The 536-nt window shown below is 37.3% G+C and carries 1 pseudogene; it reads right to left on the bottom strand.

Annotated features, from left to right (window positions below):
- Positions 1 to 356: 356 nt before the first annotated feature.
- Positions 357 to 536 (bottom strand): annotated as a pseudogene (locus ACTNB3_RS17910) (transposase); the annotation flags it as partial.

The raw sequence follows: 536 nt of genomic DNA, 5'->3' as shown, positions 1-536 counted from the left end.
GGATGCTCTTTTTTCATTCACTTAATAAGTGAAATGCAATATTCAGTTAAAATGCTGTAACTATGTGGCTTTCAGCCACTTTCACGGCATCGCCGTGAATAATCTAGGTTTAATTTAAAGTGATAAATCCTTTTTTGGGGGCTGATCTTAGCATTCTGATTCTCATACAACATAAAATCGGTCGTTGCAGAAAACTGTATTTCCTGCAACGACCGGTTTTCGTTGATATAATATTGATATTGGGGTCAAAACCATAAATAAATTTGCCCCTATTCCTATAGTACCTTGAAAAATTCATATTTTGTAGTATATCGCCGGACTTTTTGGGATATATGCTGGATATTCCCTCCCTTGTTTTATGCAAGTACCGGATTTTGGGCATAGTTTCCCAGACCCTTCACATAATTGAAGAGTTTTCGGAAATTCAACGCTGCTATTTTGGAACCAAAAAAGAACTTGCCACGCTGTTTTCCACGAGGCATCTTTTCCAAATGGTAATTCTTTCGGATATTTGACGGAACAGTTTCCACTCCATT

The organism is Bariatricus sp. HCP28S3_D3 (assembly GCF_052065755.1).
Classification (GTDB): Bacteria; Bacillota; Clostridia; order Lachnospirales; family Lachnospiraceae; genus Allocoprococcus.
The sequence above is the reverse complement of the archived record's forward strand: the minus strand, read 5'-3'. Positions and strand labels throughout refer to the sequence as shown.